This window comes from Bacteroides sp. AM16-13 (assembly GCF_003602705.1).
In the GTDB taxonomy this organism is placed as follows: Bacteria; Bacteroidota; Bacteroidia; order Bacteroidales; family Bacteroidaceae; genus Bacteroides; species Bacteroides xylanisolvens.
The window spans coordinates 115918-138283 of record NZ_QTLK01000009.1 but is presented as its reverse complement, the minus strand read 5'-3'; the positions used below and the strand labels follow the sequence as shown (position 1 = coordinate 138283).

Sequence of the window (22366 nt, the reverse complement as noted above, 5' to 3'; positions counted from 1 at the left end):
GTGCCAATTGGCTGTGTTATACTACATGGCATTGACATATAAACATATCAGCAAATTGAAGAATTATTTATGATAAAGTTTCTGATAGAAAAAGAGTTTAAACAATTGCTTCGCAATTCGTTTCTTCCGAAATTGATTCTTGTATTTCCATGCATGATTATGCTATTGATGCCTTGGGCGGTAAATCTGGAAATCAAGAATATACAGCTAAATATTGTGGATAATGACCATTCGGCTATTTCACAACGTTTAGTGAATAAGATTGCTGCCTCCACTTACTTTCGCTTGGTAGAAGTACCGGCTTCGTATGAAGAAGGTCTTCGAAACATTGAAATTGGAACGGCTGATATTGTGATGGAAATTCCAAGGCATTTGGAACGGGATTGGATGAATGGAGAGGATGCTCATGTATTGATAGCAGCCAATGCCGTGAATGGAACGAAAGGTGGTCTGGGCAGTTCTTATTTGTCTTCTATCATTAATGATTATGCAGCCGAACTACGTTCGGAACATCCCGAAGCAGCTACCGTTTCCGGTGTTTTCGCTTCCATACAGGTTGATACGCAGGGATTGTTTAATCCGAATCTGAACTATAAGCTCTATATGATTCCGGCATTGATGGTCATGTTGTTGACTTTGATTTGTGGTTTCCTGCCTGCGTTGAATGTGGTTAGCGAGAAGGAAGTGGGGACAATAGAACAAATCAATGTGACTCCGGTTCCGAAGTTTGTTTTTATTTTGGCAAAGCTTTTGCCTTATTGGCTGATTGGTTTTCTGGTGCTGACGGTGTGTTTCATATTAGCCTGGTTAATTTATGGCATAGTACCTGTCGGGCATTTTCTGTTGATTTACTTTTTCGCGGTTCTTTTTGTTCTGGTGATGTCCGGCTTCGGACTAGTCATTTCCAACTATTCAGCAACGATGCAGCAATCAATGTTTGTTATGTGGTTCTGTTTGTTGGTGGTGATTTTGATGAGCGGTTTGTTTACCCCTATTAGCAGCATGCCGGAATGGGCACAAATAATAACGATATTCAATCCTTTGAAGTATTTTATGGAGGTGATGCGAATGATATATCTGAAGGGGAGTGGTTTCTTTGATTTGCTGCCGCAGTTCGGAATATTGTTGCTTTTTGCAGTCGTGTTTAATAGTTGGGCGGTAATTAGCTATCGGAAGAACAACTGAAGATAATAAGGGGTCAGTCCGAAAACCCTGTGGGTATGTTATGTTAATAAGGCGGTATTGCCTGCAAAGACAATAAAAAAACAGCTCGTTTCCCTTTAAGGGAGAGAGCTGTTTTTGATCCTTTTCATCACCGTCTCCGGTGAATAGTAAGTGGTTACTGTATTACTTTATTTCGATTTGTCTATTTGGCTTTTTTACTTCTTCTTCAGAGAGTTTCGGAAGTTCGATATTTAGAACGCCATGTTCTACAGATGCAGCAATTTTCTCTTTGTCTACATTATCCGGTAGAATCATTGTTTGCTGAAACTTAGAGTATGAGAATTCGCGACGCAGATAGCGACCGTCTTTCTTTTCCTCCTTGTTTTCAGTCTTCTTCTCCATACTGATAACGAGGTTATTATCTTCATCAATGCGAACATTGAAATCATCCTTCGTCATACCCGGAGCAGCCAATTCCACTTTGTATTCTTTTTCTGTTTCCAAAACATTAATTGCAGGTGCAGTAGCATTTGCTTTTACCATCCAATCGTTATCAAAGAAATCATTAAAGATACTTGGTAACCAACTTTGAGTTCTTCTAACAGGCATCATAATTTTAGTCTCCTATCTTTAAGTTAAACATTCAGTTAATTATTCTTGAACTTCGGTTTTTTCACTTCTGATGATACCGGTTGTCCCGGTTTCCATCGTCTGCTCTCGAACCGTTGTTCGCTTCCATAAGTGCAAACCTTATGCCAAGTGATTTTTGAGACTAAAATTGTCTATTTGTCATTATAATAATGCCAATTTTGCAATAATGATGACAAAATGTATTTTGTTTTTATTTATTTTATATAAGATAGATATTAATTTGATAATATGTCTATTTCTTCTCGATTAGTTTGAATCTCATTCTTAATGTTTGCCTTTCTTCGTCATAGTCATAGCTAATGATTTTGAAAGTTCCCATTTCAGAAGTATTTGATACATGCAATCCGATACAGGCACAGGCGTCATAATCTCCAATGCGGACAATGCGAAGGGTAGGACTTGCGTCAGCAGGTAGCTTGCTTAAATCTACGATGTCTTTGGCCTGTTCATGTGTCATATACTCAACAGTCACAGGTAGGTTTTGACTGATTGCTTCATTTACTGTCTCTTCAATGGACTGGATTTGTTCCGCTGTCGGACATGAAGAAAGTATATAGTCGCATTTGCTCTTTTTTCTTTCGATGTGGGCATTGCGAGAACGCGGGCAGCCAAAGGTTTTTACCATGGTTGCATTGAGTAAATGCTCTGCTGTATGCATAGGAGGATACTCCTGCTTGTTGTGGTCGTTGAGTTGAATTTGTTGTTCCATAAATTATTTCAATAACTTTTTATTTTTGATATCTTCTAGTATGCTCATTTGTTGAATTGCTATTTGATTTAATTTGATAAGTCTGTCTTTGGGTGTCAAACCTTCATTTATGAAAACGGCATTTAAATTTTCCATGTTTGATAAGCAGATAAGTTCATTGATTGAGGCATAATCACGAATATTACCTTTTAAATTAGGGTGTGTATCACGCCATTCTAAGGCTGTCATTCCAAACATAGCTACATTAAGGATATCAGCTTCGCTGGCATAAATCATGGATGCTTGCTGTGGGGTGATTTCTTGAGGGATAAGATGCTGCTTGATTGCATCAGTATGAATATGATAATTAATTTTAGATAGTTCTCGCTTCGCTGACCAACCAATTTGAGCTTGCTCTTGCTCTTTGAGACGTTGGAATTCTTTTACTATATATAACTCAAATTCAACAGAAATCCAACTTGCAAATTTGAAAGCAATATCTTTGTGAGCAAAAGTGCCGCCATATCTTCCGGATTTGGATATGAGTCCAATAGCACAGGTCGTTTCTATCCATTTTTGAGGAGAAAGAGTGAATGCATTTAAACCTGCTTCTTTTCTAAACCCCTCGAATTCGAGGGGTTTAAAATGGGGGTTATATAATATTTCCCATAATCCTAGATATTCAATAGTCATTCTATTACGTAGCCAGTTGGCAATAACAGTATTAGCATCTGTTGTCTTGTATTTAGCTATGTCGGTTAAAGAAATATAATCTGTATCGTTGATCTTTAAGATAGTAACGTCTGTGGTCTGAACTGTAATCTTTGCCATATTCTGATTTTTCAGTAAAGGTAAAGTTATATTTGGGAATAAAGAAATGTATATCACTTTTTATTCAAGGTATGTTAAACTCACTTCTAATATATAGGCATAAAAAAAGGGGCAACGCCTTGCTCCAACCTTTGTTAACCTTAAATCTAATACTATGAAAAACACAGTGCAAAGATACGGACTCTTGGGAAATTAGCAAATAATCCAAGTAAAATAGCATGTTATATAACATAGATTAAGAAAAACTTCTTTCGTCTTAACGGTTATTCGATATTTTGGGCGTCTATGTATGGAGTTTTTTTTATCTTTGCGCAAAATATCATATTACTAATACTTAATATAAACATGGATAAAAGAAGATTAAGCCAATGGATGTTATTGGCTGTTGTTTGCTTGAGTTTCTCAATAGGAGAAAGCTATGCACAGAAAAATGATTTTGGAAATTTAGCTCGTTATTCAAAACAAAATGCTGCACTTCCAAAGGCGACGAAGAAAGACAAACGAGTTATTTTTATGGGAAATTCCATTACGGAGGGCTGGGTACGTACTCATCCGGACTTTTTCAAATCAAACGGTTATATCGGCCGTGGAATCAGTGGGCAGACTTCTTACCAATTCTTGTTACGTTTTCGGGAAGATGTGATTAATCTTTCTCCTGCTTTAGTGGTGATTAATGCCGGAACAAATGATGTCGCCGAAAATACACAAACTTATAATGAAGATTATACATTCGGAAACATCGTTTCTATGACAGAATTGGCAAAAGCAAATAAGATAAAAGTGATTCTGACTTCCGTATTGCCTGCCGCTGCATTTAAATGGAGAATGGAAATAAAAGATGTTCCACAGAAAATTAAATCTTTAAATGATCGGATAGAGGCTTATGCAAAAGCTAATAAAATTCCGTTTGTTAATTATTATAAGGCAATGGTGGATGAAAATCAGGCCTTGAATCCCCAATATACTAAAGATGGAGTTCATCCGACAGGCGAGGGGTATGATATTATGGAGCCGTTGATTAAGAGTGCGATAGAGAAAGCGCTCTAAGGTTTATTGATGTAAATTTTGAAATATAAATGCTGTCTGATAATCGAGTTGGGCAGCATTTATTGTGAATGTGCACTTCTATGGATATAGTTGTTGAAAAGGTTTAGATGACGTATAGACATAAAAAAAGGAGCAACGCCTTGCTCCAACCTTTGTTAACCTTAAATCTAATACTATGAAAAACACAGTGCAAAGATACGGAGTTTTGGCAACTTTGCAAATTATAAGCTGCTAATTGGTGTTTTTATAACACTAATTAATAGATTAAATCCTGTGTTACAGGTTTGTTAAGAGTTTTATCCCTTGGCAATTCTCATGTAATATATGAAGAGGGGGAGTTTTTACCCCCATTTCTCTTTCATCAAATCTTCCAGTTTCAACAACTCGTCACGGTATTGTGCAGCTTCAATAAATTCGAGTTTCTTGGCTGCTTCCTGCATCAGTTTGCGAGTACGTTCGATACTCTTTTCCATTTGCGCTTTACTCATATACTGCACTACCGGGTCTGCTGCAATGTTCGGAGTAGAAGGTTCTACATAAGCATGTCTTTCTTTTAGCAGTTCATCCGCCTCTTTGGCATTACCGAATACCGACAAGTTTCTGGCCTTTTTAATCTGCTGCGGAGTAATTCCGTTTGCTTCATTGTATGCCAACTGTTTTTCCCGGCGGCGATTGGTTTCGTCAATCGTCAGTTTCATGCTATCCGTCATCCTGTCCGCATACATGATTACCTTGCCGTTTACATTACGGGCAGCACGTCCTGCGGTTTGCGTCAGTGAACGGTGGGAGCGGAGGAATCCTTCTTTGTCAGCATCAAGAATAGCAACGAGCGACACTTCCGGAAGATCGAGTCCTTCACGAAGCAGGTTGACTCCGATAAGCACATCATAGATTCCTTGCCGGAGATCATCCATAATCTTCACACGTTCCAATGTATCTACATCACTATGGATATAGTTACATCTTACATTATTATTAAGAAGATACTCTGCCAGTTCTTCTGCCATTCGTTTGGTTAGTGTGGTGACGAGTACGCGTTCTTCCTTTTCAATGCGGAGCTGGATTTCTTCCATTAAGTCGTCAATCTGATTAAGGCTCGGGCGCACTTCGATGACAGGATCAAGCAGTCCCGTAGGACGAATCACCTGCTCTACGACGATACCTTCAGACTGAATCAATTCATAATCTGCCGGTGTGGCACTGACATAAATTACCTGTTTCGCCATTTCCTGAAACTCTTCGAATTTCAACGGACGGTTGTCCATAGCCGCAGGCAATCGGAAACCATATTCCACCAGATTTATTTTACGTGCACGGTCTCCTCCGTACATCGCACGGATTTGGGGTACACTTACGTGGCTTTCGTCAATGACAATCAGAAAATCATCCGGAAAGAAATCGAGCAGACAATAAGGACGGGTACCGGCAGCACGACCGTCGAAATAACGGGAATAATTCTCAATTCCGGAGCAATGCCCTAACTCCCGTATCATTTCCATATCGTAAGTCACCCGTTCATATAGTCGTTTGGCTTCATATTCTTTACCGATAGACTCGAAGAATGCCACTTGTTTGGTCAGATCATCTTCTATTTCGTGGATAGCACGGAGAGTAGCCTCTTTGGTCGTCATGAACAGGTTGGCCGGATAAATCTTATAGGCGTCAAATGGTGCGATAGTGACTCCTGTAATCGGGTCTACTTCTTCTATACCATCAATCTCATCTCCCCAGAAGGTGACACGGAGCAGATTGTCGGTATAAGCCAGATAGATATCCACGGTATCACCTTTAACGCGGAAATTTCCACGGTTCAGGTCGATATCATTACGGACATACAAACTGTCTACCAGACGACGTAAAAAGACATTGCGGTCCATCATCCGTCCCCGTTCTATTTCAATGACATTTTTGTAGAAGTCCGAAGGATTTCCCATACCGTAGATACAAGATACAGAAGAAACCACTACCACGTCTTTTCGTCCGGAGAGTAGGGCAGAAGTGGCCGCGAGTCGAAGCTTGTCGATTTCGTCATTGATGGCAAGATCTTTCTCTATATAAGTATCACTGCTCGGGAGATAGGCCTCCGGCTGATAATAGTCATAGTAAGAAACGTAATATTCTACCGCGTTATTGGGGAAGAAACCTTTAAACTCACTATAAAGCTGGGCAGCCAATGTCTTGTTATGGCTCAAAATCAACGTAGGTTTGTTGATATTGGCGATCACATTGGCAATGGTAAATGTTTTTCCCGATCCGGTCACTCCCAGTAAAGTCTGTGCGGGAACTCCCTGAAGTACCCCTTCAGTCAGTTGTGCTATCGCTTCCGGCTGATCCCCGGTAGGTTTGTAAGCTGATGTTAGTTCATAATTCATAGTTAAATCCTAAAAAGTGGAGCAATATTCGGTAAAATAATCGAGATAACAAATCATTTTTCCAAATAAATCCTTTACTTTGCAACATATTAATATCAAAAAACAGATTCATACAACTAGTAATACCAGAAACACATGATTTGGAATGAGAGCATTGAGTGTATGGACCGCGAAAGTCTTCGCAAGATTCAAAGCATACGACTCAAGAAAATTGTAGATTACGTCTATCACAACACTCCTTTCTATCGAAAGAAGATGCAGGAAATGGGAATAACTCCCGATGATATCAATAGTATCGATGATATTGTAAAACTGCCGTTTACCACGAAACATGATTTAAGAGATAATTATCCGTTCGGACTTTGTGCCGTGCCGATGAGCCAGATTGTACGTATTCATGCCTCTTCCGGAACGACCGGAAAGCCGACGGTTGTCGGATATACCCGTAAGGACTTGGCCTCTTGGGCGGAATGTATATCACGTGCTTTTACCGCTTACGGAGCGGGCCGTTCTGATATTTTTCAGGTATCATACGGATACGGACTGTTTACGGGCGGACTGGGAGCACATGCCGGAGCCGAGAATATCGGTGCTTCTGTTATTCCGATGTCCAGTGGCAACACTGAAAAACAGATTACCTTGATGCATGATTTCGGATCGACAGTGCTTTGTTGCACTCCTTCTTATGCGCTTTACCTGGCAGATGCAATCAAAGATTCCGGTTTGCCACGTGAAGAATTTCAACTGAAAGTCGGTGCGTTCGGTGCGGAACCCTGGACGGAAAATATGCGTCATGAAATTGAAGAGAAACTGGGAATCAAAGCATACGATATTTATGGGTTGAGTGAAATTGCCGGACCGGGTGTCGGTTACGAGTGCGAATGTCAGAACGGCACTCACTTGAATGAAGACCATTATTTCCCGGAAATTATCGATCCGAATACTTTGCAACCGGTTGAACCGGGACAAACGGGCGAACTGGTGTTTACCCACCTCACCAAAGAGGGTATGCCATTGCTCCGTTACCGTACGCGTGATTTGACTGCCTTGCATCATGATAAATGTTCTTGCGGTCGTACATTAGTACGTATGGATCGTATTTTGGGACGCAGTGATGATATGATGATTATCCGTGGTGTGAACGTATTCCCGACACAGATTGAATCCGTTATCCTTGAAATGGCAGAATTTGAACCGCATTATTTGTTGATAGTGGGTCGTGAAAATAATACCGATACGATGGAGCTCCAGGTTGAAGTACGTCCGGAATTCTATTCTGATGAGATCAACAAAATGCTGGCTTTGAAGAAAAAGCTGGGAGGACGTTTGCAAAGCGTACTTGGATTGGGAGTCAACGTGAAATTGGTAGAGCCTCGCAGCATTGAGCGTAGTGTAGGTAAAGCAAAACGTGTGATTGATAACAGAAAAATATAAATAAGTATTAGGTATTAAGTATTAAGTATTAACCATGCGGGTGATCTTGGAACTACGGTAATACTTGTTGCCTAATACCTAATGCTTGTTACTTAATACTTATTACTTAATACTTTAATAAATATGGTAGCAAAACAACTTTCTATCTTTTTGGAAAATAAGTCAGGCCGTTTGACGGAAGTGACTGAAGTGCTGGCGAAAGAAAATATCAATCTTTCTGCCTTGTGCATTGCCGAAAATGCTGATTTTGGTATTTTGCGTGGAATTGTATCCGATCCGGATAGAGCATACAAAGCTTTAAAAGATAATCATTTTGCAGTGAATGTGACTGATGTAGTAGGTATAAGCTGTCCCAATATACCGGGTGCTTTGGCAAAAGTGCTGGGATATTTATCAGATGAGGGTGTATTTATTGAATATATGTATTCGTTTGCCAATAACAATATTGCAAATGTGGTAATTCGCCCCAGCAATCTGGATAAATGTATCGAGGTATTGAAAGAAAAGAAAGTCGATCTGCTGGCTGCAAGTGATTTGTACAAGCTGTAGATATAGCAGTAAACGATAAACAGGGAACGGTAAATAGCTGTGTTGTCTTTGAATGGGATAACACATTTGTTTGCCGTTTTCTGCTATAAAAAATAGTGACGCTATCCGATGTGGATAGTGACGGTATGCTTCACCGATACCGTCACTATCCCGGGCATATACCGTCACTATTTTTTTCTGCCTTATAACAAGTTTTTTTCTGTCTTATAACAAGGAATCTGACGTTTGTTCGTCAGGTTTATGCCAATCATGATTTCTGTGTGATTCGTTTATTACCTGCCGTTTACAGTTTGGTGTTTGCAATTCGACGTCATTTTCTCTCCTTTTGTCGATGTTTAACGCCTTTTATGTATTAAAAAACACAGATTAATTGCTAAATTCCCAGCGAATAAGTAACTTTGCGCATTATTTTTAAATAGGATGAAGAAAAATATCATTATAACTTTGCTTGCGGCGGCTACTCTGACATCATGTGGAGAGTACAATAAATTGCTGAAAAGCACCGATTACGAATACAAGTACGAAGCCGCTAAAAACTATTTTGCGAAGGGACAGTATAATCGTTCAGCTACGTTGCTGAATGAGTTGATAACCATTCTGAAAGGAACCGATAAAGCGGAAGAGTCTTTGTATATGTTGGGGATGAGTTATTATAATCAGAAAGATTATCAGACAGCTGCCCAGACATTTATCACCTATTTCAATACGTATCCCCGTGGCACTTTTACCGAACTGGCACGTTTTCATGCAGGTAAAGCTTTATTCCTGGATACCCCGGAACCACGTTTGGATCAATCAAGCACTTATCAGGCTATCCAGCAGTTGCAGATGTTCATGGAATATTTCCCGAACAGCACAAAGAAGCAGGAAGCACAGGATATGATTTTTGCTTTGCAGGATAAGCTGGTTTTGAAAGAACTTTATTCTGCAAGATTATATTATAATCTGGGTAATTATTTAGGCAATAACTATGAGTCTTGTGTAATCACAGCTCAAAATGCACTGAAAGATTATCCTTATACTGACTATCGTGAAGAACTTTCTATCTTGATTCTGCGTGCAAGACACGAAATGGCTATCTATAGTGTAGAAGACAAAAAGATGGATCGTTACCGCGAAACAGTGGACGAATATTATGCTTTCAAGAATGAATTTCCTGAAAGTAAATATTTGAAAGAAGCCGAGAAAATATTCAATGAATCACAGAAAGTAATTAAAGACTAAATTTAAATAGATTTATGGACTACAAAAAAACGAATGCTCCTGCTACAACAGTAACCCGTGACATGATGGAACTCTGTGCTGATACAGGTAATGTTTATGAAACTGTTGCCATTATTGGCAAGCGTGCTAATCAGATCAGTGTAGAAATCAAAAACGATCTTTCAAAGAAATTGGCAGAGTTTGCCTCTTACAATGACAACTTGGAAGAAGTGTTTGAAAATAGAGAGCAAATCGAAATTTCTCGTTATTATGAGAAATTGCCGAAACCGGACTTGATTGCTACGCAAGAATACATCGAAGGGAAAATATATTATAGAAATCCGGCTAAGGAGAAAGAAAAACTTCAGTAATTTATTTTCTGACGAAGAATTTGATAGTCAAGTAGTAAGTGGGATGATTATCCCTACTCCTTATTGCTTGGCTATTATTGTTTAACTCAACTACTATTTAGAATACTTATGATTCAACGAATTCAAACTGTTTATTTATTGATTGTTGCAGGATTACTGATTACAGCTATGTGTATGCCGATAGGTTACTTCATTGATACAATGGGCGAACATCCTTTTAAGGCATTAGGATTGGAAATAAACGACGCTTTTCAGTCTACATGGGGTTTATTCGGGATTCTGATGCTTAGTACTATCGTTGCCGTGGCTACCATTTTTTTATATAAGAACCGTATGTTGCAGATTCGCATGACGATTTTCAATAGCTTGTTGTTGGTCGGTTATTACATTGCTGCCCTTGCTTTTTATTTTGCGTTGAAGAATGATGCAAATATGTTCCGGGTAGGCTGGGCGTTGTGTTTACCACTTATTTCCATCATTCTGAATATATTGGCTGTTCGTGCTATTGGACGCGATGAGGTGATGGTAAAGGCTGCGGATAGATTGAGATAAGACTTTTCCCTATATCTGGGTAATTCGTTAATATGATTAATGAAAAGCATCGCTTTATAAGAGTTAAAGCGGTGCTTTTTGCTCTCTAAAGCTATGCTTTAGCATCTCTAAAACGGGGCATTTACTGAATATCCCTGCTTTAAAGATACAAATAAGGCAACTAATTCATTGCGAGTTAGTTGCCTTATTTATTTAAAGAGTATCCCTAAAGCGATGCTTTGTAGATATTCAAGCTCCTTCTCTCGAAAGGGAGGAGGGAGAGGATTTTATTTCTTCAAGTCAAATAGGTACGTGAGCTTTATGGTAATTGTTCCATGCGCTGCACGGGCGAAATAGTCTTTCTTTGTGGTGCTATAAAAGTCAGACAGCGCAAAGTAGTAACGGCCTTCAACGATGAAGCTACCGGCTTTCTTTGTTCGGAGTTCTACACCGCCGCCACCGGCAATACCGTAGTCGAATTTATTCTGAATCTTAACTCCGTATACGGCTTTCTGTGTATTGGATAAGGTGTTCATATCAATACCTTTTATTGTTTCCGATTCGCTTATCAGAAAGCTGATTTGAGGACCTGCATGAACAAAGAATTGTAATCCTCTGTCTCGTCCGAAAGCAAGATGGGCTAGAAAAGGAATATCAATATAGGTCATTTTGCGGGTATAAGTTTTGCTCGGATCCTTCGAGGTGACTTCATATCCGTTATCGTCCAATGATACCGTTTCAAACAATTGGTCCCAACCCCTTTGTGATACATTCAATTCGACTTGTGCACCACAAATCATGGCAAAATACTTCTCGGATATATAACGTGCCGTCAACCCTCCGGTAATTCCCATCAAGCTATTTTGCTTGATGCTGGGAGTGAAAGAAACACTGTTTAAGTTGACACCTCCATTGACACCTACTGATAAATTGCTGCGTGCTTCTCCAATTTGGGCAGTGGCAGGAAGAGCAAATCCCGTAAGTAGGAGTGTTGCAATCAAAAATGGTTTTATCTTTATCATTTTCGTATTATTCGAAGTCAAGTTTTACTAATTCAAAATTCTTAGTGAAACGTATGAAGAACACTTTTTTATTAATAAATCCTCCCCAGTTGTTCACGCGCTGGAATTTGAATCCTGTCTGGATTGGCGTCAGGTTCATCTTAGGCAGATTGTTTTCCAATTCCGAGCCATAGAGCGATAATCCCTTCAAGAAGAAGAAACCGGTGTCGAAGCCAAGCATTGCGTAATTGGGGTATTTGCTTGCCAAATCTTTACTATACCATTTATGATAAGCGTTGGTGAATTGCACGGCTGCCGGGAACAATGTATTCGTATAGAATGAAGAGTAGAAATATACATCCAACTCAAAGAAATTTTCCAGATGATCTCTGGTGTAAGTCTGCCATTCCGGGTAGCCGAACAGGTGAATTTTTTCTGCAGGATTCTCTCTGACTAACAACGTTAGTTGAGGAAGTACCTTAATCAGTAAAACATTACTGCCCGATGTCGGGATAAAAATGTTTTCTTTATCACTGCGAAGTGTTGCTTTCAATGTTTCTTTAGTTGCGCTTTCGCTGACGGTTCTCATAGGAATTCCTTTGCTCTTCAACTCTTGTTTCAAGCCGCTGATAAATTCTGCTTTCTCCTTGTCAGCACTCGACGGTTCGATGAAAATAACGTTCGCATTAGGGAATTGGCGGGTGAAATGCTCATAAACCTCTGAATATAAATAAGATTGAGGCGTATTAATCTGATAAATAGCAGGATTTTTGAATACCTCTTCTCCTTTTTGAGAGAAAGGGATCACCAGGCGTATATCGTTCTTCTCCGCGAAGTCTGACAATGGTTTTATTTGATTCTGATGCATCGGACCGATGATGATATTCATACTCTTCATCTCGTTTTTGGCAAGAATCGTATTTAATGTAGAAATGTCTTTTCCACTGTCATATACATATAAATCAAGAGAAACGCCCGTACGTTTCAGACTGTCTACTGCCATCAGGAAACCTTCGTAATATTCCACCATGCGTTTGTCTTCCTGGAAAGGCAACAACAAGGCAGCCTTAATGGTAGACAATTTTTGGGGAGTCTCCTTATTTTTGCGGAAAAGCTCGCTATTGCTGGGAGGAACAGCGTATGGATCTTCCTTCTGTGTAGGTTGTACGGTGGTTGCTGCCGGGTAGGGGATGCAAAGAAATTGTCCCTTTTTCATGCCCTTTTTCAGTTCCGGGTTAGCGTCAATCAACTCCTGCTCGCTGATTCCGTATTCACGGCTCACGCTGAATATAGTCTCTTTGCGCTTTACCTTATGCATATCTTTGCATCTCGGAACAACAGGACCTTGAATAGTCGATTGTTCAGTAGGCGTTTGAACTACGGCGTCAGTTTGTTCTTCTTTTTTCTGTGGAATCAGAATAACTTGTCCGATACGGAAATTCTCGGCACTCAAACCTGGGTTTGCTTCACAAATATCTTTGGCGGACACATTATACATCGTTGTCAGTTTGTACAATGTTTCTCCGGCTTGGATCGTATGGAATGTTTCTCCCTTCTGGCTTTCTTTCCCAGTAGGGATTTTGATGGTCTGTCCGGCATAGATTTTTTCGTCACAACCAGGATTCAGACGTATGATGTCTGACGTAGTGACATTATACATCTTGGAAATGGAGTATAAACTTTGTCCTTTTTCGATGGTATGCAAGAAATAAGATTGGTTTTCCTGTGCATAACTGATAGCGTATGAAACGCTTATAAAAAGCAGAAATAAGAATATTCGGTTTATCGGTTTCATCAAATTATAACTATTGGTTCTTGAAATCAAGGAACAAAGGTACAAATAATGCCCTATATCTTCATAAGATTTGAGTTAAGAAAATAATATTGTGCTTTTTTAGGAGCATATTTCGGGCGGAAACATTAATTTTGCAACATTTATGGAAGGATATGAATATGCAGGAAACAGAATATATTAATGTGTACGGTGCGCGCGTGCACAATTTGAAGGACATTGATGCCGAGATTCCCCGTAACAGCTTGACTGTTATCACCGGATTGAGCGGTAGTGGAAAATCTTCTTTAGCCTTCGATACGATTTTTGCCGAAGGACAGCGCCGCTATATCGAAACTTTTTCAGCCTATGCCCGCAATTTCCTGGGCAATCTGGAACGTCCGGATGTCGATAAAATAACAGGCTTGAGCCCGGTTATCTCCATTGAACAGAAAACAACGAATAAAAATCCCCGTTCTACCGTAGGAACAACTACCGAGATCTACGATTATCTCCGTTTGTTGTATGCCCGTGCGGGAATCGCTTATTCGTATCTGTCGGGGGAAGAAATGGTGAAATACACCGAAGAGCAGATTCTGGATTTGATTCTGAAAGATTATAAAGGAAAGAAAATATATTTGCTGGCGCCATTGGTGCGTTCACGTAAAGGACATTATAGAGAACTTTTTGAACAGATACGTAAAAAAGGATATTTATATGTACGAGTAGACGGAGAAGTGCGTGAAATCACACATGGTATGAAGCTCGACCGTTATAAGAACCACGATGTGGAAGTGGTTATCGATAAATTAGTGGTTGCAGAGAAAGACGACCGGCGTCTGAAACAGAGTGTGGCAACTGCCATGCGTCAGGGAGACGGGCTGATGATGATTTTGGATGCTCAGTCCGAAAGTATCCGGCATTATAGTAAGCGGCTCATGTGTCCTGTCACTGGGTTGTCTTATCGTGAACCGGCTCCGCATAACTTCTCATTCAATTCACCGCAAGGAGCGTGCCCGAAGTGTAAAGGGTTGGGAGTAGTCAATCAGATTGACGTGGACAAAGTGATTCCCGATCGTGAACTTTCCATTTACGAAGGTGCGATAGCTCCTTTGGGAAAATATAAGAATGCGATGATTTTCTGGCAAATCGGTGCTTTGCTTGAGAAGTACGATGTAACGTTGAAAACACCGGTTAAGGAGTTGCCGGACGATGCGATTGATGAAGTGTTGTATGGCTCTGACGAACGGATTAAAATCAAGAGTTCGCTGATCGGCACTTCATCCGATTACTTTGTTACCTATGAAGGAGTGGTGAAGTATATTCAGATGTTGCAGGAGAAAGATGCTTCTGCGACAGCGCAGAAATGGGCGGAACAATTTGCCAAAACAACGGTTTGTCCTGAATGTAAAGGGGCTCGTCTGAATAAGGAAGCTCTGCATTTCCGCATCCACGATAAGAATATTAATGAATTGGCAAATATGGACATCAACGAGTTGTATGACTGGTTGATGAAGGTAGATGAGTTCCTTTCCGATAAGCAGAAGAAAATATCAGTGGAGATTCTGAAAGAGATTCGTACACGTTTGAAGTTCCTGCTGGATGTTGGTTTGGATTATCTGGCGTTGAACCGTAGTTCTGTCAGCCTTTCCGGTGGTGAGAGCCAGCGTATCCGTTTGGCTACACAAATTGGTTCTCAATTGGTGAATGTGCTTTATATTCTCGACGAGCCGAGTATCGGTCTGCATCAGCGTGATAATTTACGTCTTATCAACTCCTTGAAAGAACTCCGTGACATGGGAAACTCCGTGATTGTGGTGGAACATGATAAGGATATGATGCTGGCTGCCGACTATGTCATCGATATGGGACCGAAAGCCGGACGTCTCGGTGGAGAGGTTGTTTTTGCAGGAACTCCCCAGGAGATGCTGAAGACCGATACGATGACTTCGCAATACCTGAATGGAAAGATGAAGATAGAAATCCCCGTCAAGCGTAGAAAAGGAAACGGGAAATCTATCTGGCTGAAAGGAGCGAAAGGGAATAACCTGAAGAATGTCGATGTAGAGTTTCCGTTAGGAAAACTAATTTGCGTGACAGGTGTATCGGGAAGCGGGAAATCTACTTTGATTAATGAAACTCTGCAGCCGATTCTATCGCAGAAGTTCTACCGTTCTTTGCAGGATCCTTTGGAATACGATTCGATTGAAGGATTGGAAAATATCGATAAGGTAGTGAATGTCGATCAATCACCTTTGGGACGTACGCCACGTTCCAATCCAGCTACCTATACCGGTGTGTTTTCTGATATTCGTAATCTGTTTGTAGGTCTTCCGGAAGCTAAGATTCGCGGTTACAAACCGGGACGTTTCTCCTTTAATGTTTCAGGCGGACGTTGTGAAGCCTGTACGGGAAATGGTTATAAAACAATTGAAATGAATTTCCTTCCTGACGTATATGTGCCTTGTGAAGTATGTCACGGCAAACGTTATAACCGGGAAACACTGGAAGTACGTTTCAAGGGAAAATCGATTGCCGATGTATTGGACATGACAATCAACCGTGCCGTAGAATTCTTTGAAAACGTTCCGCAAATCTTGAATAAGATAAAAGTATTGCAGGATGTCGGACTCGGATATATAAAGTTGGGACAATCTTCTACCACTCTTTCCGGTGGAGAAAGCCAGCGTGTGAAACTGGCAACGGAACTATCGAAAAGAGATACAGGCAAGACCCTTTACATCCTTGATGAACCGACTACCGGACTTCATTTTGAAGATATCCGCGTACTGATGGGAGTACTGAATAAGCTTGTGGATAAAGGGAATACGGTTATCGTCATCGAACACAATCTGGATGTGATTAAAATGGCGGATTATATTATCGATATGGGCCCTGAAGGGGGTAAGGGCGGGGGAGAACTCCTTAGTTACGGAACACCGGAAGAGGTTGCGAAGAGCCCTAATGGATATACACCTAAGTTTCTTCGCGAAGAACTGGGGCTCTAATTTGAAGCATAGAGCGAGTGCGTTCCCCCAATAAAGTCAACTATCTCTAATCATATTAATTAAGGCGCGGATTACATGGTTTTTATTTAATTAGAACCGTGTAATCCGTGTCTTAATAAAAGTCATAGAAGACTTTGTCTCCCGCTAATTCTTTATTTATCAGATATAGAAAGTATAAATGCAACGAAAATGAAAATCAATAAAACAAATGCCGCACGGCTGTTAGATAAGGCTAAGATAGCCTATGAACTGATTCCCTACGAAGTGGATGAAAACGACTTGAGTGCTGTTCATGTAGCAGCAGATTTAGGAGAAAACATTGAGCAAGTGTTTAAGACTCTTGTCCTGCATGGCGATAAAAGCGGATATTTTGTCTGTGTCATTCCGGGAGAACATGAAGTTGACTTGAAACTGGCAGCTAAAGCATCGGGTAATAAGAAGTGTGATTTGATTCCCGTAAAAGAACTTCTGCCACTTACCGGATATATCCGGGGAGGGTGTTCGCCTATCGGCATGAAGAAACATTTTCCTACTTATATTCATGAAACCAGCCGGGAGTTTCCGTATATTTATGTAAGTGCCGGGGTACGGGGACTTCAGATAAAAATAGCTCCGGAAGATTTGATTCGTGAATCCAGAGCAGAAATTTGTCGTTTATTTGAGGAGTAGTTTAACAAATCATTGTGCAAAAACTCAAGAAAAAGTATATATTTGCAAGAAATATTTATTTAAATCAATCATTTATTAATTCTAAAAACTTATATCTATGTTCAGTAAACACCCTAAAGGTCTGATTGCTGCAGCTTTAGCTAATATGGGAGAGCGTTTTGGCTTCTATATTATGATGGCGATTTTGACATTGTTTATTTCAGCGAAATTTGGATTGTCCGAGACAACTACCGGATACATTTATTCCGCGTTCTATGCTTCCATTTATATTTTAGCTTTGGCGGGAGGTGTTATTGCTGATAAGACGAAAAATTTCAAAGGCACTATTTTAGTAGGGCTGATATTAATGGCTATCGGTTATTTGATTATTGCCATTCCTACTCCGACCCCTGTTCCTAGTATGGCTCTTTACTTGGGATTAACCTGTTTCGGACTTTTGGTGATTGCTTTTGGTAATGGTTTATTTAAAGGAAATCTGCAGGCTTTGGTAGGCCAGATGTACGATGACCCTAAATATTCAAACCTACGTGATGCCGGTTTCCAGATATTTTATATGTTTATCAATATTGGAGCTGTTTTTGCACCGTTTATTGCTATTGGTGTGCGCAACTGGTGGTTGAAGGTGAACAACTTTGATTATGATGCCACTTTACCTGAATTGTGCCATCAATATTTAGAAAAAGGAAATGATATGGCTCCACAAGCAATGGAGAATCTGACAACTTTGGCTAAGAGTGCTGTTCTTGACGGAACTCCTGTAACAGATATGGGTATGTTTGTTAATAACTACCTTGATGTATTTAACCGTGGTTTTCAGTATGCTTTTATGGCTGCTATTGGTGCTATGCTTGTTTCGCTGATTATTTATATGGCAAATAAGAAACGCTTCCCGGATCCTGCGACTAAATTGGAAACCAGTAAAGGTACTGCGACTGTGAATAAGGAAGAAATCCAAATGAGCGCTACTGAAATCAAACAACGTATCTATGCTTTGTTTGCAGTATTCGGTGTTGTTATTTTCTTCTGGTTATCTTTCCACCAGAATGGTTATTCTTTGACTTATTTTGCCCGTGACTATGTGGATTTGAGTGTGATTAATATCGACTTAGGTTTTACGCAGATCAAGGGAGCTGAAATATTCCAGAGCGTTAATCCGTTCTTCGTTGTATTCCTGACTCCATTTATCATGTGGATGTTCGGCTCAATGAAAAAGAATGGTAAAGAACCTTCTACCCCGATGAAGATTGCCATCGGTATGGGTATTGCCGCATTAGCGTATGTATTCTTGATGGTATTCTCCTTTACATTGCCTTCGAAAGAGGTGTTGGGTACTATGAGTGCTGCTGAAATAAATGCTATTCGTGTGACTCCGTGGATTATGATCGGTCTGTATTTCATCCTTACAGTTGCCGAATTGTTCATTTCTCCTCTGGGATTATCGTTTGTATCTAAGGTTGCTCCTCCTCATTTGCAGGGATTAATGCAAGGTTGCTGGTTGGCTGCAACAGCTGTGGGTAATTCACTGCTGTTTATCGGTGGTATTCTTTATACCACTGTTCCTATCTGGGCTTGCTGGTTAGTATTTGTAGGCGCAACAGGTGCTTCTATGATTGTAATGCTTTCAATGGTAAAATGGTTGGAACGCGTAGCGAAATAGAATCCCGTCATTGACTAAATAACAAAATGCCCCGGAACATTCACGATACTTGTTCCGGGGCATTTTGGTTTATTAAATATCCAATCCCATAATATAATCATTCATATAATACCCGTTGCCAATCGGGAAATCACCTTCCCGTAACTTTCTCATTCCCATGTATTCGTAAAACTGCAAGGCTTTATTGTTACGATTCACGTTAAGTTCCATCAGACAAGGTTCCGGGTGCATCTCCTTGATGCATTTGATTGCTTCCTTAAATAAGAAACTACCGCAATGCGTACCCTGAAAGCGGGGGAGAACATAGATTTTCTGAAGATGGAATACATCTTTTTCCTGTTGCTGCACAGAGACGTATCCGCATGGCTCATTCTCTTTATAGGCGATGGAATACACATGCCCTTCTTCTTCCATTTGCTTGCGCACATTGGAAGGAGCATACATCCAGTCCATCATATAATCCAGTTGTTCAGGAGATAAAATATCCTTGTAGGTGGCGGGGAATACCTCCTTTGCCATCATATGAATAAGCTCGCAATCGGCTACCGTTGCTTTTCGAATTGTAAACATACGTACTTTCTATTTTATGGTTTAACGGGCACAAATATAGCCATTATTTCTTTTTATAATAAGGTAAGCACTCTCTAATGTTTTAATTATTATTAATTTATAGTACTTTGTAATGCAAGGTACTTAAGTAATGCATATATTTGTGCCATCTAAAAGAAGTGAATAATGAAAGTAGACAATGTAAAATCACAGATGAGGAAAGGCATGCTTGAATATTGCATCATGCTTTTGCTGCACAAAGAGCCTGCCTATGCTTCTGATATTATTCAGAAATTGAAAGAAGCCCAGCTGATTGTAGTGGAAGGCACCTTGTATCCGTTGCTGACCCGTCTGAAAAATGATGACCTGTTAAGTTATGAGTGGGTGGAATCTACCCAGGGACCTCCCCGCAAGTACTATAAACTCACTGAACAAGGAGAAACCTTTTTGGGAGAACTGGAAATTTCCTGGAAAGAACTTAACGACACAGTGAATCATATAGCCAATAGATAATTCGAAAAAGAAGAAATAAAAATGAAAAAGACATTGACCATAAATTTAGGAGGAATAGTTTATCATATAGATGACGATGCCTACCGACTGTTAGACAATTATCTGTCTAATTTGAAACATTATTTTCGTAAACAGGAGGGTGCGGAAGAAATTGTAGACGATATTGAGATGCGTATTGCCGAACTGTTTGCCGAGAAAGTAACTGAAGGAAAACAGGTCATCACAGTGTCGGATGTAGAAGAAATTATCGCCCGCGTAGGCAAACCGGAAGATTTTGGTATTGCTGACGAGGATACAGATTCACAGAAAAGAACGGAACAAGCATCGTCCGCTAATCAAAGTAATACGCAAACCTCTGCCCAACGTCGCTGGTTCCGTGATCCGGATAATAAATTGTTGGGTGGTGTGGCAGCAGGACTGGCAGCTTACTTCGGTTGGGACATCACATTGGTGCGTATCCTGATGATTATTCTGGTGTTTGTGCCTTATTGTCCGATGATTATCCTTTATATTATCGGATGGCTCGTTATTCCGGAAGCCCGTACCGCCGCAGAAAAGTTAAGTATGCGTGGAGAAGCGGTAACCATTGAGAATATTGGCAAAACAGTGACAGACGGCTTCGAACGGGTAGCAGATGGGGTTAATAATTATGTGAACTCCGGTAAACCTCGTACCTTTCTTCAAAAGATAGGCGATGTATTTGTTTCCATTGCTGCCGTTCTCTTTAAGATATTTCTGGTAGCTCTTGTCATTCTTTGTTGCCCTGTCTTGTTCGTATTGGCTGTCGTATTGGTAGCGTTGGTATTTGCGGCAATTGCCGTGGCAGTCAGTGGAGGAGCTTTACTTTATGAGTTGTTGCCTGCCATCGACTGGATGCCGGTTGCTTCCGTCTCTCCTATGATGACATTATTAGGTACGATTGCCGGAGTTGCCCTCATCGGTATTCCATTAGGAGCTTTCTTGTATACTATCTTGCGCCAGCTATTCCATTGGTCGCCAATGGGAACAGGTTTGAAATGGTCGCTATTGATTTTATGGATATTGGGTGCGGTCATTATGGTTATCAATCTTTCTGCTCTTGGCTGGCAACTGCCTCTGTATGGGCTGCACTGCTGTTAACTAAGCCTCATTCTATTAAAAAAGGATAATATTTATTCTTTTATAAGTAAATGTACCCCGATAGTGTGTCCGGGGTACATTTTTTGTTTTCCCTTATTCATCGTAAATCGAGATTTTTTAGTAAGTTTGTAAATACGTATTCAGGAAATAAAATGGGTGAACATATATGTTTTAGGAGAAACGAACGTTTAGCGACAGTCAACCCTTATTGGAGAGGAAATCCGATGGTGCGCGGACGTTTTTTTAACAGGCAGCATCGCTTCCGTCCGGGGATGGGCAGCGTGTTGAAATGGCGTCTTTCGCCCAATCCCCAACGCAAAGAGAAGAAGACGGTGAAATGGGACCCGAAAGTCTGTTATCTTCGCTCATTGGATGCGATGGTAGGAGATTCTCTGATATGGCTCGGACATAATTCTTTCTTTCTTCAATTAGCAGGTAAGCGAATCATGTTCGATCCGGTGTTCGGCAGTATTCCTTTTGTGAAAAGACAGAGCGAATTTCCTGCTAATCCTGACATATTTACGGAGATTGATTATCTACTTGTCAGCCATGACCATTTTGACCATTTGGATAAACAAAGTATAGCACGCTTACTGAAGAACAACCCGCAAATGAAACTTTTCTGCGGCTTGGGAACCGGTGAACTGATTCAGGGATGGTTCCCTGAAATGAAAGTGATTGAAGCCGGATGGTATCAACAAATGGAAGATGAAGGATTGAAGATCACGTTTCTGCCGGCACAACACTGGAGCAAACGTTCCGTACGTGATGGTGGGCAGCGACTGTGGGGAGCTTTTATGCTGCAAGGAAATGGGATTTCTCTTTATTATAGTGGTGATACGGGTTATTCCAGCCATTTTCGTGAGATTCCCGATCTGTTCGGAGCACCGGATTATGCTTTGTTAGGTATCGGTGCATACAAACCTCGCTGGTTTATGCGTCCCAACCATATATCGCCATACGAATCCTTGACTGCTGCCGAAGAAATGAATGCAGGTCTTACCATTCCCATGCATTATGGCACATTCGACTTGTCTGACGAGCCTTTGCACGATCCTCCGAAAGTTTTTGCAGCAGAAGCAAAGAAACGGAAGATTCCAGTGGAGATTCCCTATTTGGGAGAGATTGTAAAATTGAAAAAACAGAAATAATTAGATAAGTACCTGCCATGAATTAATCGTTATTTTTCTAGGTACGGATTTCACGGTTTTTAGTGTTGTTATTGTTGCAAAGTAACC

Annotated in this window: 20 protein-coding genes; 13 read left to right on the top strand and 7 right to left on the bottom strand. The window is 40.4% G+C overall.

Annotated features, from left to right (window positions below):
* Positions 1–69 precede the first annotated feature (69 nt).
* Positions 70–1185: an ABC transporter permease gene (locus DW173_RS09815; protein WP_120144373.1), complete on the top strand. Its 1116-nt coding sequence runs from the start codon at positions 70–72 to the stop codon at positions 1183–1185.
* A 162-nt stretch (positions 1186–1347) separates the two neighbouring features.
* On the opposite strand, the gene DW173_RS09810 is transcribed toward DW173_RS09815, so the two are convergent.
* The 3 genes from DW173_RS09810 to DW173_RS09800 form a co-directional block, all read right to left on the bottom strand.
* Complete coding sequence (locus tag DW173_RS09810; RefSeq protein WP_004300008.1) at positions 1348–1776, bottom strand: Hsp20/alpha crystallin family protein; 429 nt, start codon at positions 1774–1776, stop codon at positions 1348–1350.
* 271 nt (positions 1777–2047) lie between these two features.
* The gene (locus DW173_RS09805) at positions 2048–2524 is read right to left on the bottom strand and encodes a hypothetical protein (RefSeq protein ID WP_008640605.1); all 477 of its coding nucleotides are present in this window, start codon (positions 2522–2524) and stop codon (positions 2048–2050) included.
* Positions 2525–2527: 3 nt separating this feature from the next.
* Positions 2528–3334 (bottom strand): KilA-N domain-containing protein, encoded by an 807-nt coding sequence (locus DW173_RS09800; RefSeq protein ID WP_008022818.1) that lies wholly within the window; start codon positions 3332–3334, stop codon positions 2528–2530.
* 345 nt (positions 3335–3679) lie between these two features.
* Here DW173_RS09800 and DW173_RS09795 point away from each other — a divergent pair, with 345 nt between their 5' ends.
* The gene (locus DW173_RS09795) at positions 3680–4381 is read left to right on the top strand and encodes an SGNH/GDSL hydrolase family protein (protein ID WP_008022815.1); all 702 of its coding nucleotides are present in this window, start codon (positions 3680–3682) and stop codon (positions 4379–4381) included.
* Between the two features lie 341 nt (positions 4382–4722).
* Here the strand turns inward: DW173_RS09795 and uvrB are convergent, their stop codons facing one another.
* A complete protein-coding gene (gene uvrB, locus DW173_RS09790; protein ID WP_008643821.1) occupies positions 4723–6753 on the bottom strand; it encodes an excinuclease ABC subunit UvrB in 2031 nt (676 codons plus the stop codon).
* Positions 6754–6888: 135 nt separating this feature from the next.
* Here uvrB and DW173_RS09785 point away from each other — a divergent pair, with 135 nt between their 5' ends.
* The 5 genes from DW173_RS09785 (at position 6889) to DW173_RS09765 (ending at position 10862) form a co-directional block, all read left to right on the top strand.
* Positions 6889–8187 carry a phenylacetate--CoA ligase family protein gene (locus DW173_RS09785; protein ID WP_008022811.1) on the top strand — a complete coding sequence of 433 codons (1299 nt, stop codon included), beginning with the start codon at positions 6889–6891 and terminating at the stop codon, positions 8185–8187.
* 123 nt (positions 8188–8310) lie between these two features.
* A complete protein-coding gene (locus DW173_RS09780; RefSeq protein ID WP_004312706.1) occupies positions 8311–8736 on the top strand; it encodes an amino acid-binding protein in 426 nt (141 codons plus the stop codon).
* A gap of 420 nt (positions 8737–9156) precedes the next feature.
* On the top strand, positions 9157–9960 hold the full coding sequence (locus tag DW173_RS09775; RefSeq protein ID WP_004312707.1) for an outer membrane protein assembly factor BamD: 804 nt from the start codon (positions 9157–9159) through the stop codon (positions 9958–9960).
* A gap of 14 nt (positions 9961–9974) precedes the next feature.
* On the top strand, positions 9975–10310 hold the full coding sequence (locus DW173_RS09770) for a DNA-directed RNA polymerase subunit omega (RefSeq protein ID WP_004299989.1): 336 nt from the start codon (positions 9975–9977) through the stop codon (positions 10308–10310).
* A gap of 108 nt (positions 10311–10418) precedes the next feature.
* Entirely contained in the window at positions 10419–10862 is a 444-nt protein-coding gene (locus DW173_RS09765; protein ID WP_004312708.1) for a DUF4293 domain-containing protein, read from the top strand.
* A 266-nt stretch (positions 10863–11128) separates the two neighbouring features.
* Here the strand turns inward: DW173_RS09765 and DW173_RS09760 are convergent, their stop codons facing one another.
* Together DW173_RS09760 and DW173_RS09755 are read right to left on the bottom strand one after the other, a co-directional pair.
* On the bottom strand, positions 11129–11863 hold the full coding sequence (locus DW173_RS09760) for a porin family protein (protein ID WP_004312709.1): 735 nt from the start codon (positions 11861–11863) through the stop codon (positions 11129–11131).
* A gap of 7 nt (positions 11864–11870) precedes the next feature.
* Entirely contained in the window at positions 11871–13637 is a 1767-nt protein-coding gene (locus DW173_RS09755) for a LysM peptidoglycan-binding domain-containing protein (protein ID WP_055234755.1), read from the bottom strand.
* A gap of 158 nt (positions 13638–13795) precedes the next feature.
* Here DW173_RS09755 and uvrA point away from each other — a divergent pair, with 158 nt between their 5' ends.
* The 3 genes from uvrA (at position 13796) to DW173_RS09740 (ending at position 18947) form a co-directional block, all read left to right on the top strand.
* Positions 13796–16621: an excinuclease ABC subunit UvrA gene (uvrA, locus tag DW173_RS09750; RefSeq protein WP_120144382.1), complete on the top strand. Its 2826-nt coding sequence runs from the start codon at positions 13796–13798 to the stop codon at positions 16619–16621.
* 189 nt (positions 16622–16810) lie between these two features.
* The gene (gene ybaK / locus DW173_RS09745) at positions 16811–17290 is read left to right on the top strand and encodes a Cys-tRNA(Pro) deacylase (protein ID WP_008643813.1); all 480 of its coding nucleotides are present in this window, start codon (positions 16811–16813) and stop codon (positions 17288–17290) included.
* A gap of 97 nt (positions 17291–17387) precedes the next feature.
* On the top strand, positions 17388–18947 hold the full coding sequence (locus DW173_RS09740) for a peptide MFS transporter (RefSeq protein ID WP_120144372.1): 1560 nt from the start codon (positions 17388–17390) through the stop codon (positions 18945–18947).
* Positions 18948–19019: 72 nt separating this feature from the next.
* Here DW173_RS09740 and DW173_RS09735 read toward each other — a convergent pair whose 3' ends face one another.
* Entirely contained in the window at positions 19020–19517 is a 498-nt protein-coding gene (locus DW173_RS09735; protein ID WP_008776613.1) for a GNAT family N-acetyltransferase, read from the bottom strand.
* A 165-nt stretch (positions 19518–19682) separates the two neighbouring features.
* Here DW173_RS09735 and DW173_RS09730 point away from each other — a divergent pair, with 165 nt between their 5' ends.
* The 3 genes from DW173_RS09730 to DW173_RS09720 all read left to right on the top strand — a co-directional run bounded on the left by DW173_RS09730 (position 19683) and on the right by DW173_RS09720 (position 22279).
* On the top strand, positions 19683–20009 hold the full coding sequence (locus DW173_RS09730; RefSeq protein ID WP_004312715.1) for a PadR family transcriptional regulator: 327 nt from the start codon (positions 19683–19685) through the stop codon (positions 20007–20009).
* 21 nt (positions 20010–20030) lie between these two features.
* On the top strand, positions 20031–21128 hold the full coding sequence (locus DW173_RS09725) for a PspC domain-containing protein (protein WP_008016256.1): 1098 nt from the start codon (positions 20031–20033) through the stop codon (positions 21126–21128).
* A 152-nt stretch (positions 21129–21280) separates the two neighbouring features.
* Positions 21281–22279 (top strand): MBL fold metallo-hydrolase, encoded by a 999-nt coding sequence (locus DW173_RS09720; protein WP_008776615.1) that lies wholly within the window; start codon positions 21281–21283, stop codon positions 22277–22279.
* Positions 22280–22366 lie beyond the last annotated feature (87 nt).